General features: G+C 34.7%; 15 protein-coding genes. 5 read left to right on the top strand and 10 right to left on the bottom strand.

Going from position 1 to position 10,981, the window contains the following annotated elements; genetic code table 11:
• Nucleotides 1–299: 299 nt before the first annotated feature.
• Together V7068_RS14300 and V7068_RS14295 are read right to left on the bottom strand one after the other, a co-directional pair.
• Nucleotides 300–440 carry a hypothetical protein gene (locus tag V7068_RS14300; protein ID WP_164853143.1) on the bottom strand — a complete coding sequence of 47 codons (141 nt, stop codon included), beginning with the start codon at nt 438–440 and terminating at the stop codon, nt 300–302.
• Nucleotides 441–633: 193 nt separating this feature from the next.
• On the bottom strand, nt 634–1,206 hold the full coding sequence (locus V7068_RS14295) for a TetR/AcrR family transcriptional regulator (RefSeq protein ID WP_499713344.1): 573 nt from the start codon (nt 1,204–1,206) through the stop codon (nt 634–636).
• Nucleotides 1,207–1,495: 289 nt separating this feature from the next.
• On the opposite strand from V7068_RS14295, the gene V7068_RS14290 reads away from it, so the two are divergent.
• Nucleotides 1,496–2,419, top strand: coding sequence for a DsbA family protein (locus V7068_RS14290; protein ID WP_499713343.1), 924 nt, complete (start codon nt 1,496–1,498; stop codon nt 2,417–2,419).
• Nucleotides 2,420–2,586: 167 nt separating this feature from the next.
• Here V7068_RS14290 and V7068_RS14285 read toward each other — a convergent pair whose 3' ends face one another.
• The 3 genes from V7068_RS14285 to V7068_RS14275 form a co-directional block, all read right to left on the bottom strand.
• Entirely contained in the window at nt 2,587–2,727 is a 141-nt protein-coding gene (locus V7068_RS14285; protein ID WP_499713342.1) for a hypothetical protein, read from the bottom strand.
• Between the two features lie 159 nt (nt 2,728–2,886).
• Nucleotides 2,887–3,141 (bottom strand): hypothetical protein, encoded by a 255-nt coding sequence (locus tag V7068_RS14280; RefSeq protein ID WP_252293679.1) that lies wholly within the window; start codon nt 3,139–3,141, stop codon nt 2,887–2,889.
• Between the two features lie 28 nt (nt 3,142–3,169).
• The gene (locus V7068_RS14275) at nt 3,170–4,060 is read right to left on the bottom strand and encodes an acyl-ACP desaturase (protein WP_499713341.1); all 891 of its coding nucleotides are present in this window, start codon (nt 4,058–4,060) and stop codon (nt 3,170–3,172) included.
• Between the two features lie 674 nt (nt 4,061–4,734).
• On the opposite strand from V7068_RS14275, the gene V7068_RS14270 reads away from it, so the two are divergent.
• Nucleotides 4,735–4,878, top strand: coding sequence for a hypothetical protein (locus tag V7068_RS14270; RefSeq protein WP_252289476.1), 144 nt, complete (start codon nt 4,735–4,737; stop codon nt 4,876–4,878).
• Nucleotides 4,879–4,944: 66 nt separating this feature from the next.
• On the opposite strand, the gene V7068_RS14265 is transcribed toward V7068_RS14270, so the two are convergent.
• Complete coding sequence (locus tag V7068_RS14265) at nt 4,945–5,277, bottom strand: DUF1904 family protein (RefSeq protein WP_119118027.1); 333 nt, start codon at nt 5,275–5,277, stop codon at nt 4,945–4,947.
• A 336-nt stretch (nt 5,278–5,613) separates the two neighbouring features.
• Complete coding sequence (locus V7068_RS14260; protein ID WP_499713340.1) at nt 5,614–6,618, bottom strand: quinone oxidoreductase family protein; 1,005 nt, start codon at nt 6,616–6,618, stop codon at nt 5,614–5,616.
• Between the two features lie 491 nt (nt 6,619–7,109).
• Between V7068_RS14260 and V7068_RS14255 the strand changes: the two genes are divergently transcribed.
• Entirely contained in the window at nt 7,110–8,006 is an 897-nt protein-coding gene (locus tag V7068_RS14255; protein ID WP_499713339.1) for a DMT family transporter, read from the top strand.
• Between the two features lie 188 nt (nt 8,007–8,194).
• Nucleotides 8,195–8,689 carry a YozF family protein gene (locus tag V7068_RS14250; RefSeq protein WP_403033178.1) on the top strand — a complete coding sequence of 165 codons (495 nt, stop codon included), beginning with the start codon at nt 8,195–8,197 and terminating at the stop codon, nt 8,687–8,689.
• A gap of 80 nt (nt 8,690–8,769) precedes the next feature.
• On the opposite strand, the gene V7068_RS14245 is transcribed toward V7068_RS14250, so the two are convergent.
• Complete coding sequence (locus V7068_RS14245) at nt 8,770–8,910, bottom strand: hypothetical protein (RefSeq protein ID WP_499713338.1); 141 nt, start codon at nt 8,908–8,910, stop codon at nt 8,770–8,772.
• A gap of 307 nt (nt 8,911–9,217) precedes the next feature.
• Between V7068_RS14245 and trmL the strand changes: the two genes are divergently transcribed.
• The gene (trmL, locus tag V7068_RS14240; RefSeq protein WP_499713337.1) at nt 9,218–9,688 is read left to right on the top strand and encodes a tRNA (uridine(34)/cytosine(34)/5-carboxymethylaminomethyluridine(34)-2'-O)-methyltransferase TrmL; all 471 of its coding nucleotides are present in this window, start codon (nt 9,218–9,220) and stop codon (nt 9,686–9,688) included.
• A 72-nt stretch (nt 9,689–9,760) separates the two neighbouring features.
• On the opposite strand, the gene V7068_RS14235 is transcribed toward trmL, so the two are convergent.
• Nucleotides 9,761–10,144 (bottom strand): VOC family protein, encoded by a 384-nt coding sequence (locus V7068_RS14235; RefSeq protein WP_499713336.1) that lies wholly within the window; start codon nt 10,142–10,144, stop codon nt 9,761–9,763.
• A gap of 149 nt (nt 10,145–10,293) precedes the next feature.
• The coding region (locus V7068_RS14230) for a YfjL-like protein (protein WP_499713335.1) at nt 10,294–10,981 on the bottom strand (688 nt) is incomplete at its 5' end.

Here is a 10,981-nt window from a genome sequence, read left to right as displayed (position 1 = left end):
ATGAGTACATACTAAATTGGAGGTTTTTGTTTGTTAAACTTATGTTTAAAGCTGTGTGAGGAAATTTCTTAATTCATTCAAAATCTTTTCGGAATAAGAGCTAGGTGAATGATTAGGTATTAATTAAAGAAAGAGGTTGCCCTAAAAAATCATCTTATACCATTTTCTATGGACAAGCCTCTTCAACCACTTTTAAAGCCTAAACATGATTTTTCAGCGGAATAAATATATTAGACAGATCTGTTAAACGGTTTATTAAAAAGAAAGCACAGCTGCTGGACAATATGTTAAAGTATTTTTCATTCAAAATCATCCGGGTTCTTTTCATCTAAGATTCCTCGTTTAGAGTCGAGAGATGCTGGTCTTTCTTTCGAATTTGACGCCGGTGATAAAACATTTCCATCAGCGTCATACTTTATTTTATTTTTTTCATCCTTCATTTGGTAACCCCCTTTGGCAATCTTTTTTAGTTTGCCCCACCCCTAAAATCTTAAACGGACATTTTTGAATGTTAATTCAACTAAACTCACCCGACAAAAAAGTTCTTCCACTTATTAGATAAACACTACCCAATCCGTTTAAGTACATTCGTTCACAATGTCAACATGCTAAGGATTTAAAACAATAGCCGATTCATTTTTTTAATATGCCAACATCAATCCCAGACATGATATAAGGAATTGCTGATTTGATAAATTCTTCCGGCGACAGCTCCTTACTATCTCTTCTCCATTCTACAGACGCACCGTAAATTCCCCAGCTTAATATGACAGCTGTAATTTTTAAAGATTTCCCCTCTTCAGTTGTACTTTGTTTTAACAACATTTTATAAAAAATGATTTCAAGCTGTTCCCTAATAATACGTGCAATGGTATCTTCGTATCCTCTATGACAACGATTAGATAATGACGTTTGAAAATTTGTTATAGCAACGAAGATACTTACGAGCGCTTTTTCATTTAGTTCGTCATTCTGGTAGGAATCAGAATTCAAATTAACTAACAATACTTCTGATAATACCTTCTCTAATAAGTCATATATATCCTTAAAATGATAATAGAATGTTGCACGGTTAATCATGGCTTCTGCAGTTATATCTTTTATGGTAATCTCTTTGAATTCTTTTTTACCTGAAAGTTCAATGAAAGAATCCATGATTAATTTGCGAGTACGTAGAATTCGGGGATCTGTCTTTGATTGAGTCATATCATCGTCCCTCCTACTTTTTAAACAATTTTTTCGATGTGTTGTATAAACGACAAATCCAATTAACTATTGGTTTATTGGTGGTTTCATTATGGCTTAAAATAGAATTGCAAAGCAAACTATAAGGCGCGGAATAATAAGCAGCTGGAATTGTCAGCTACGGTTCTTCCCTTAAGTTACAGCAGCTAACAATTTGCGTTTGATTCTAACCGTATCAAAAGTTTCAACAGTAGGAACTCAGCCAGTACTAAGTCTTTTTACTAATTTTACAGAGATGGGGGAAAATGAATTGAAAAACAATAATATGATTTGTGATTTAGAAACAGGTGTATGCGGAGCAGCTGGAGAGGAAGAAATGGAGGTTATTGATTTTAATCAACCAAAGAAATCGATTAATCTCTATTATGTAACTGATCCAATTTGCTCTCATTGCTGGGCGATTGAACCCACTCTTCGTCGTTTTAAAGAACAATACGGATACTATTTTAACTTTCATACAGTCATGGGAGGACTACTGGAAAAATGGCATGACGGACCAATTGATCCTGCGAACGGAATTTACAAACCCGCAGACGTTGCTGGTCACTGGAGGGAAATTGGAGAATATTCACGTATGCCAATTGATGGGTCACTCATGATTGACAATCCAGTTCAATCATCCTACCCGCCCTCGCGTGTATTTAAAGTAATTCAAAAAAATCATAATGATGCATTAGCTTATGATTATTTACGACGTGCAAGAGAAGAGCTTTTCGCATTTAATCAAAATATTTCAGATAAATCCGTTTTGATTGAAATAGTAAATAAACTTGGACTTGATGGAAAAACACTTGTAAATGAAGCTGAACAACCATCTGGACAACAATTGTTAAATGAAGATTTTGGTCTTGCAAGAAGTCTAGGTGCTAGAGGATTTCCTACCATTATCATGATTAATGAGGAAAATAAGGGCGTGAAAATTGTCGGTGGTCGCTCGTTTGAATACTATGTTGACGGATTAAAGCAAGTTCTAAATGTGGAAGAACTACAACCAATCCAACAACCATCCCTTTCAAGCTTGCTTGAAAAAGAAAAACTTTTATTTTCGAAAGAGATTGAAATCATGTATGATGTTGAACAATCCGATATTGAAGCATTTGTTGAAACGGAATTAACACTAGGTACTTATGAAACGAAAGAAGTTCTCGGTGAAACATACTTTGTAAGAAAATAATGATTTAAAACACTTCCCATACCATAATTACAATTCTTCACAGGCATCATAAACAGGGATTGCTGCAGCAATCCCTGTTTAACTTTTACATCCGTTCATTCCATTTGTTTAACCTAAAACAAAAAGACTGTCTTAATAACGATTAATTTTAGAATCCCTCAAAAACATCAAGTTAAATTTTGAAGGGCAGTTAGAAGGTCCTTATTTTTTTGAGCTTTTAATGCTAATTTTGTAAGTCCATCATTTGGAATTTCCACATCTGTTTTAGATGAAGCAGTCTTATTTTTCATTTGCTTATTTTTAAACATGTTTTCACCATCCTTGTAGTTCGATTTAGTTATTGCCCTTAGATACCAACAATTATAAATACACTGCACAAAGAGATCAGCGTATTATTTTTTTGTTATTGGCATCCGCTATTTTAGTTTGCTTTCTTTTTTGAAGGCTATGCTATTTGATTTTCTTCTTCAACTTTCAATTTCAAGAATAGCCTCAATTTCTTCTTGAATCTCTCTATTCACCGAAAGAGAACGTTTTTTTCTCAATTCAAGATCCGTCTCCTTGTCAATGAAATGATTGGTATGCTTATCAAAACAATCAAAACAAATAGAGTAAAAATCTTTTTTCTCTTTCTTCAAAACATCAAATTCCCACGTTTCAAGTTCTAAATAACTTACTTTATCTTTTGTTTCTTTTCCACATAATTCGCAAGTTGCTTTCATTATAAAAACCCTTTCATACATCTACTTTTTATTTTTTTGCTAGATGGCGATCTTTAATTCTTTTTAAACGCCCATGATATTTCAATATATTCGCTTGCGATTGTTTGGCTTCTTCGCTAGTGGGTTGTAAGTTAGCAATATCCCAATAAGTCACGACTACGTCTAATACTTGGTCAAAGTATTGTAGTGGGCCATAATTCGCATCTATTGCAATGGTTTTCATTCTCTCGTTAAAGTCTGGCATAACGGCGCCTGGCATAGAGAAATTAATAATGACATCCTCAAAATAAACAATGAAATTCGGATCAAGTTCAAGATGTGCTTTCACTGTGTCACGATAGAATGCATAATGAAGTGCTTCGTCTTTCGCTAAACGTCGAAGTAATGTTGCTAAATCTTTATCATACGGACCCGCTATTTTAGCTACATTATTATAAAAAACGAGTGTAGCTAACTCTTGCAATGAAGTATAGGCCATTGTTGCTAGAGGGTTAGTGAAGTCTGGAAACCAACCGCTTTCAACTACTCGTCTCCTTAATTCATGCAATCTTGTAGGATTTACGTTTCGTGTCACCAATAAATACGTTTCAAGTAAGTTAGAGTGCTGGTCTTCTTCAGCCGTCCAAGCGCGTACGAAATCATTGATTACTTCCATTGAATTTTTAAATGTATAATCCAAATGCGAAGTATACCAAGGTAAATTTACTTCTGTAAGTAACGCTGTTTCTATCGCTACAATTACACCTTCTGGAAGAGTTACTTGACTCTCATCCCAAGGAACTCGTTTAAAGGACATGGCCTTGTCCCATGGAATAAATTCGTGATAGCTCCAGTCAATATTGGCAGAACGTTCTTTATGTAATCGATATAACTCTTTAATGCGAGGTTCTAAGCGTATATCCAAATCTGAATTTAACATGATTTTTTCTCCTTAAAGTGTTTTGCTGTCTAACTTTAAATCATTTGAATTTTCTTAACAATTATAATTTAAATCATAAAAGGAATACAAGATAAGATACCCATCCCCCGGCTGTTTAGTCATGAGGGACAGGTACAATCAGTAAAAATATATTTAGATAAAAAAAATAAAAGCCTCCTAATTCGGAGACTTTCTTATTAATCCTTGCTACCGCACATGAGCTGTGGATAAAAACGGATGAATAGTAACTTGTACATTTTGAGATTGCTGACGTGGAGGTGACTTAGGCTCAATAAATATAGTTGAGTAGCAGGACTCCACAATGGTAACAAAGTAGACTAAAAATAATATTTTCTTCAGTCAATGATCCAAAATAACTTCTTTTCTCCTTCTTGCAAGTAAATTCGGTGAATCATCACCATAATTGCAATACTATCATACATAAATCTTACACTATTACTATCCTTTAGTAAAGCTGCCCTCACTATTATCTCTAGTTAATTCTTATCATAAAATAGGAATAATCTAGTTGTATTAGCTATCAGGAAGTTCCGGGGAAGTACAGAAATAATAGAATTGTTTTCTTGTTATTATTATTTTATTAACACATTGTCCAATCTTTTTCAATATACCAGAATAGTATATAGCATCACTAAAACTAAGAAGGGATAATTATGAAGGTTTTAAATAGTTTCTTTAAAATAGGAGTTGTTTCTAATCTTGTTGTATTTCTTACGATGATGCTCCTCCCGGCTTTCATTATTACAGATCAATTGGATGTTTTTGAAAGAATCATTTTCTATATTTTCAAAAAATAAGTTTAATGTGCCTGTCCCCCAATCGTTAAACGATCGGGGGACAGGCACACTAGCCTCATGTTTCCTTTAATCTCCGACTCTTTCGCCATTAATATAATAAGCAGGTTCAGAGAAAGGAATAAACACGACCTCTACCTCATCAACACCTGTTGACATGATATATTTAGTAACAGATTGAGCGAAGCGATCGCGAGTTTCTTGCCCGCGTTCAAACCATTTTACTTCAATAAGCGGGAAAGCCGGAATTTCTTCCCCGTCAAATACAAACGTGGAATGAGGTACCTCGAACGTAAAATTATCTGTCCCGCATTCACAAATTTCTGCAAGCTCCCCTACTAATGGCTTGCTGATTCTTTTCATCTCTTCAATCGATACTCCTCGAATCACTAAGTGTGGCAATTGTATTCCCTCCATTATGTATCACATCATTTGTTAGCTTTCTACTAGAAATTTTATATCAAGTCTCTTGATAAACAAAGTCTTTCCTTCTTTTCTATATTGCAGATGTAGATTAAGTAGAACTCTATTAACCACTGCCTGTTCTATCCGTTTTATTGATATCGCAGCATTCTTGATGGAAAATATGAATGGTTGCCTGGATAGGGCCACACAAGGATGAGATCATTATGTCTAAACAGAAATAATTGATTGATTAAATCAGTAAAAAAAGGATTGCCGCAGCAACCCCTGTTTAATCTAAAAGAGTAGTTCAAATAAAACCATTTCTAAACTTTATTATTCAATCTTTAAGGTAATTTTCCCAAAGTTAACCGCATTTTCCATATAAATCAACGCTTCTATTGCTTCTTTAAGAGGATAACATTTATCAACATATGGAGAAATTTTGTGCTCTTCAAAAAATTGGAGCATCTCTTTAAAGTCTTCTGGGCTTCCCATTGTAGACCCTTTTATATCCAAGTGTTTAAAAAATATTCGTGGAAGAAGTAGTTCTTTAACTGTTCCGCTCGTAGCACCGAAATTAACGATACGTCCACCTGGTTTAGCTAAATTAATCAAATGATTGAAGTTTTCTCCACCAACGCTATCAATGATGAGATCAGCACCATCCATTAACTTTTTCATTTCTTTTACCCAGTTTTCCGAGCGATAATTCACCCCGCCTTTTGCCCCAAGCTGCTTTGCTCTTTCAAGTTTCTCATCGTTGCTAGATGTAACAAATACATTTGCCCCCTGTGCTACAGCAATCTGTAGAGCAAGCAGAGCCACACCACTTCCAATTCCAGGAATAAGAACGTTTTCTCCCTTTTTAAGGTTGCCTCTGTACATAAGGGAACGAAAAGCTGTTACACCTGCTAATGGTAAAGCAGCCGCTTCTTCCCAAGAAAGATATGTTGGTTTTGTAAAAACATTCTCTGCTGGAACAACTACATATTCTGCATATGTACCATCAGATGGCATTCCTAATATACGGTGATCCGGTCCATGGAAAGCTCGGCTTTCTCCCCAATTCAAAGCGGGGTTAATAACAACAGCACTTCCTACTTTAATTTCAGAAACTTGCTCTCCAACAGCAACGACCTCGCCTGCTCCATCTGCTCCTAAAATAGATGGCAGTTCCATCCCTGGATACTGCCCGTAAGTAATCCATAGGTCTCTTCGATTTAACGATGCATATTTAAGTTTTACTAAAACTTCATTTGCTTTTGGCGTCGGAACTTCCACATCTTCATATCTTAATTGAGTAGGTCCGCCTAATTCTCGCAAAACAATGGCTTTCATCTATTTTCCCCCTAAAAGTATGGATTGAACGAGCGTTCACTCGAATCTAATGTTAAAATATCCCTAATTTTCAGTATATTGTAACATTCAAACGATTACAAACGATTTACCTTATACTGAATATACAAAAGAACGTCATTTAACAGACTTAGTTAAGGTGCCTGTCCCCCAGCTGTTTAGGTTGATTACCTATTATAAATAACCTCATTCTATGTTCCGAATTCACCTAATAAATTCGCTGTTGCAGAAACAGACCTTATAGTTCAATAAGCTTCTATAAAGTATAATTAGACAATATCAATATGCTAATAGAAATAGGGGGATTATTATGCCATTATCCAATATACATTTATATACTTGGAAGTCCTTTTCAACATCACCGCCGCCACCGTTTACTCCAACTGTTGAATCAGCACTGAATAAGCTTATATTAAAAACAGATTAAGAATCTGCGAAATATAAGCTGTTTCGCAGATTCGAAGGAGTAGACGATGAAATCTAACATTCAGTTCCTATTATCAATGATCATCTTTGGTACGATTGGCGTATTTGTAAGATACATTGATTTATCTTCGAGTGAAATAGCTTTATTACGTGGTTTAATTGGCAGTTTCTTTTTAATGACAGTCATGTTCATGATGAAGAAAAAATTTTCATGGGCATTGGTTAAAGCAAATGCTTTGGTTTTATTACTTTCGAGTATTGCATTAGGTGGAAATTGGATTTTCCTTTTCCAAGCGTACAAGCATACAACCATTTCTAATGCAGCACTAAGTTATTATTTTGCACCTGTCTTTGTCCTGATTCTTTCGCCGCTGGTACTTAAAGAAAAATTATCTGCAAAGAAAATGATTTGCATTGGTATAGCCATGCTGGGTATGTTGTTGATTGTTGGTAATAGTGGTGTAAGTACATCTGGGTTAGGTCATTTACTTGGCATTGGCTATGGATTAATGGCAGCTATATTCTACGCTTCATTAATGCTATTGAACAAGTTCATCAAAAACATGGACGGGCTCGAAATTACATTCATTCAGCTTGGAACTTCGACCTTGCTTCTCATGCCATATGTATTCTTTACTGAAGGATTTGGCATTTTGGAAGCATCAAGTTCTTCTATTCCATTTATTTTAATCTTAGGGATTGTACACACAGGTATTGGATTTTTGTTATTCTTCTCAGGTATGCAGAAATTAAAAGGGCAGAGCATCGCTGCATTAAGTTATGCAGACCCCATCACATCATTAGTGATTTCTGCTATTATCTTGCAAGAACAAATGACAGCTGTTCAAATGCTTGGTGGTGCATTGCTGTTAGGCTCAACATTTGTTAGCGAAAATCAATCAATGAAATTTTCAAAGCGATTAAAGATAAAATCAGCTAAATAACATACAAAACAGCGGGAAGCATTCGTTTCCCGCTGTTTTTTTATATTAGAGTATTTTTGTTTTTCTTGATAATCTATTAGCTGGTTTATCCCCATAAACTCTCTACTTCAACCATTCATTAAAAACCGCATACTTTATTTTAATTTGAGAAAAATATAAGAAAATAAAATTAGGGGGTAACCGTAACAATGAAAAAAATATTTGCAATATGTCTACTATCTCTTTTATTTATCTCCTCAACAACTCTAGAGACAGAAGCTTTAACGTTTGATAAATTACCGGCCGAACAAACAACGAAACAATGGTCAGTTAAATTAGACAAAGCTAAACTAGGTGGTACAGGACTAGTAAAATCAAAACAAGGCAACTTCCATAGGTATTCTTTAAAGGTTGATAACATTGGTGAAGACGTGTTATCTGCAGAAATCCATCTGTTTAGAAACCAACCGAATTCTAAAACAAAATATGCACTATTTGGCTGTCCTGATCAAACTGATTGTAATAAAAACCACTTTGAACAATCAGTTTCTTTAGCAGAACAATTGAATGAGAAGATCCCCTATCAATTTCACAGTTTTCTTTTAGCTGAAGAAGCGTCTGAATTAGAAGTAGAAATTGTTTGGACTCAAAAAGGAAGTGAAGGCAGACCATTAAAAGAAAGATTTATATTCACTTCTAAATAATACAAAGGTGCCTGTCCCTCAATCGCTAAACGATTGAGGGACAGGCATCTAAGCCTTAATAAAGATTCAATCATTTGTTTTTAATCAGCGTAATATTCCAATCTGGTGCCACTTACTTCACAATTATCACAAATATAAAGTTGGATAATATAATCCTCTTCAAACACTTCTTCCTCGATATAAATGTTTGTTGAGTCACAGCCATAACATTTTTTACTCATATTAAACACTCCTTATTTCTACTAGTTGTATTCATTATTCCAACAATAAGCTAAAAATAAACAACAAGCCGTAGAACTTCTCACCTTGTTCGCTACATTCTTCAACAAACAAAAAAGAAGTTCTTTTTTTCATCAGAACTTCTAGTCAGCATTATAAAAATACAATAAATAAACTTTTAATAGAGTTTTTTATATATTGTTAATTCTACACTATTCCCCTTTACCTATCCTGCTTCGTTCAAGTACAAATCTGTACAACCTGTATGCTATAATTTGGAGGGTAAAATAAAAATAGAGGTGACCATTCTTGGCAATACATGTTGTACTATATCAACCAGAAATCCCGGCTAATACTGCAAATATTGCACTTACTTGTGCCGCAACGGATACAGCCTTACACTTAATCCGACCTCTTGGCTTTTCAACAGATGAAAAAATGATCAAACAAGCAGGTTTAGATTTCTGGCAGCTTGTAAACATAACGTATTATGAATCATTGGATGACTTTTTCTCAAAAAACCAAGGTGAGTTTTACTATATTGAGACGTTTGGTGAAAAAACACATTCAGCCTTTGATTTCAGTGATGTATCAAAAGAACATTATTTTATGTTTGGAAAAGAAACAACCGGTTTACCAAAAGATTTACTAGAAAAAAATGAAGATCACTTTTTAAGAATACCAATGAGTAATCATGTTCGTTCACTGAACCTTTCGAATACAGCTGCTATATTAGTATATGAAGCCCTGCGTCAGCAAGGATATCCCCATTTAAAATAAACAAAATCTTCCGTCTCGGAAGATTTTGTTTATCAATAAATTCATTAAGAACTACGTTACTTCGCCATAAAGTTACTTCTGCACGATCTGAATAAGGTTGCCGCATGTATCGTCGAAGACAGCTATTGTGACTTCGCCCATTCTTGTCGGTTCCATAGTAAACTTCACGCCTTTTTCCATTAATCTTTCGTACTCTTTGCGAATATCTGCAACGCCAAACATTGTTGCTGGGATGCCCTCGGCGAATATCTTCTTTTGATATTCCTTTGCTGCAGGATGGACATTCGGTTCGAGCAAAAGCTCAGTACCGTCTTGATCATCTGGAGAAACAAGCGTTATCCACCTAAATTCTCCGGCAGGAACGTCCTCCTTTTTTACAAACCCTAGTTTTTCTGAATAAAACTCCAGTGCCTTTTCTTGATCTTGTACAAATATACTGGTAACAACGATTCTCATACTGTCTTTTCCTCCTTTGATATTTGTGACACATGGTACTGTGCTGACAATCTGGCTGCAAGCAAAACAACCCGCTAATTCAATTTATAAGCACCTTGTATGTTTTTTATTTTTAACACGTTTCTTAATGAATAGCGAATCGCCATCATTTATTCCTCAATTAAATATTTCTCTATATCTTCTGGTGTATGAACCTTCTTTAAATCTCCTGCTTCAAAGAAAATACGATAAATATGCCCTTTTTCTTGCTCTTCTGCTCTCTCTTTATAATCAATAATAAGGCCAATATTATCGATGCCTTGCTTTTTTAGTTCCTGGATTAAGGTATATGTTTCATGGATTCCTCTTTTCTTCGTTTCTTCACTCCAATAGTCCTGTAATCGAAGTACAAGATCAAGTTTAGAATTCACCTTTTTGTAATTAGGAATATTATCGCTCTTAATTTGTAATTCATCAGCAATTCCATAAATGAAATGGTAATCATAAGATTCAATTGGAAGACTTTTAAAGGAACGTTTAATAATAGGATAACTTTCCTTTTTTAATTGGCTTGTCCATAATTCTTCTACATAATAGTCCAAATATTCACCATTACCTACTTTATCACTATTAAATGTAAATTCTTCTTGATCTCTATGTACTTTAAACGTGGCTCCATAACTTCCATCTTTATAGTTATAATATTTGTCTACTACTTCTACATTAATGTTGTACTTGTTTTCGACATGCTTTTCTAATTCTTGAGATACCGTAACTTTTTTCCACGGTACACCATTAAATGAAACGTATACAAAGCCCCCAAACACAATCACCGCAGCTAATACGATACCTAAAGTT

This window comes from Bacillus sp. JJ634, assembly GCF_036962285.1.
Classification (GTDB): Bacteria; Bacillota; Bacilli; order Bacillales; family DSM-1321; genus Peribacillus; species Peribacillus asahii_A.
Note: the sequence above shows the minus strand (reverse complement) of the source record. Positions and strands in the feature narration are given on the sequence as shown.

Coding starts and splice junctions, on each gene's coding strand:
- V7068_RS14300 (WP_164853143.1), bottom strand. CDS start 440: ATGAAGGATGAAAAAAATAAAATAAAGTATGACGCTGATGGAAATGTT.
- V7068_RS14285 (WP_499713342.1), bottom strand. CDS start 2,727: ATGTTTAAAAATAAGCAAATGAAAAATAAGACTGCTTCATCTAAAACA.
- V7068_RS14270 (WP_252289476.1), top strand. CDS start 4,735: ATGAAGGTTTTAAATAGTTTCTTTAAAATAGGAGTTGTTTCTAATCTT.
- V7068_RS14280 (WP_252293679.1), bottom strand. CDS start 3,141: ATGAAAGCAACTTGCGAATTATGTGGAAAAGAAACAAAAGATAAAGTA.
- V7068_RS14275 (WP_499713341.1), bottom strand. CDS start 4,060: ATGTTAAATTCAGATTTGGATATACGCTTAGAACCTCGCATTAAAGAG.
- V7068_RS14260 (WP_499713340.1), bottom strand. CDS start 6,618: ATGAAAGCCATTGTTTTGCGAGAATTAGGCGGACCTACTCAATTAAGA.
- V7068_RS14245 (WP_499713338.1), bottom strand. CDS start 8,910: ATGAGTAAAAAATGTTATGGCTGTGACTCAACAAACATTTATATCGAG.
- V7068_RS14295 (WP_499713344.1), bottom strand. CDS start 1,206: ATGACTCAATCAAAGACAGATCCCCGAATTCTACGTACTCGCAAATTA.
- V7068_RS14250 (WP_403033178.1), top strand. CDS start 8,195: ATGAAAAAAATATTTGCAATATGTCTACTATCTCTTTTATTTATCTCC.
- V7068_RS14255 (WP_499713339.1), top strand. CDS start 7,110: ATGAAATCTAACATTCAGTTCCTATTATCAATGATCATCTTTGGTACG.
- V7068_RS14235 (WP_499713336.1), bottom strand. CDS start 10,144: ATGAGAATCGTTGTTACCAGTATATTTGTACAAGATCAAGAAAAGGCA.